At 61.8% G+C, this 954-nt stretch carries 1 protein-coding gene and 1 pseudogene; one reads left to right on the top strand and one right to left on the bottom strand.

Annotated elements, in window-relative coordinates; all coding sequences use genetic code 11:
• Positions 1-611: pseudogene (locus tag EOA75_RS33275) on the top strand (hypothetical protein); the annotation flags it as partial.
• On the opposite strand, the gene EOA75_RS34370 reads toward EOA75_RS33275, so the two are convergent.
• Positions 546-954 (bottom strand): hypothetical protein (locus EOA75_RS34370; protein WP_164747778.1); only part of this gene is annotated, 409 nt, incomplete at its 5' end. The pseudogene EOA75_RS33275 and the gene EOA75_RS34370 overlap by 66 nt on opposite strands.

Here is a 954-nt window from a genome sequence, read left to right on the forward strand (position 1 = left end):
AAGTCAGGCAGGGCGCGCTGCCGCAGGGATTGCAGGTCGGACCCTCGGCCGTTCCGCTTCGCCTGCGTGAAGGCGCCCGTGCGGAGATTGAGCGCATCGTTGGCACTAAGGCGAACGACCGCGTCTCGCTGCAGCAGATCATCAAAGGTGAAGGCGACTGGAACCGGGCGCGCCTCTCGTCGCTGTTCGGCTCCGACAAGGCCAAGGCCATTATCGATCTGCTCGACCGGGAACGGCTGTTCAACGACACGTCGAACATCGTCACGCGCAATTCCGAGACGGCAGCGCGCATCGCAGCCAGGGATGCGATCGACGGCGGTGGAAGCAGCGGTTTCGGCGTGCGCGAAGGCTTCATTGCCGGTGGCGCCCGTGGTGCCGCACGCGCGGCGGCAACCCGGTCCGTTGAGCGCGTGATCGACGCCTTGAGCAACGGCGGGAACGAGAAAGCTATATCGGATATGGCGCGAAGCCTGACAGGCGGACCGCAACAGAGTGCCGTGCTCGATGCGCTTATGCGTGCGGGCCAGGGCTCGCGGCTTCAGCAGTCACAGATCGATCGAGTGGCGCGTGCGCTGCTCCTCGGCGGAGGGAATGCCGCCAGCCGCCCGTGAATTCTCTTCCCGATCCGCCAAATACCAAACTAGGAAGACAGCCAAGCCACCGGAAATGAAACCCATCGCGAACCCAACGCCCATTAGGTTGAAAAACCAGTCCAGCCCTTTGTGGAGCACGATCAGGATTGCGATGGTGATCACCGCTGCGATTAGCTGAAGGATCGTGTTGCGCGACATAGGCGCGGAACATAATGCGAAACCAGCCCGAGGAAAAGGGCGGCAGGATCTCGCCCTAGGAAATTGCTCCTGCCCGAGACAGATCAGATCACGTAGAAAAAATGTTCCGGCGTCGCGGAACATCTCGCATTCGACCAAGTTCGGATGCACGGCGGCGAAACTC

Source organism: Mesorhizobium sp. M1A.F.Ca.IN.022.07.1.1 (assembly GCF_003997575.1).
Classification (GTDB): Bacteria; Pseudomonadota; Alphaproteobacteria; order Rhizobiales; family Rhizobiaceae; genus Mesorhizobium.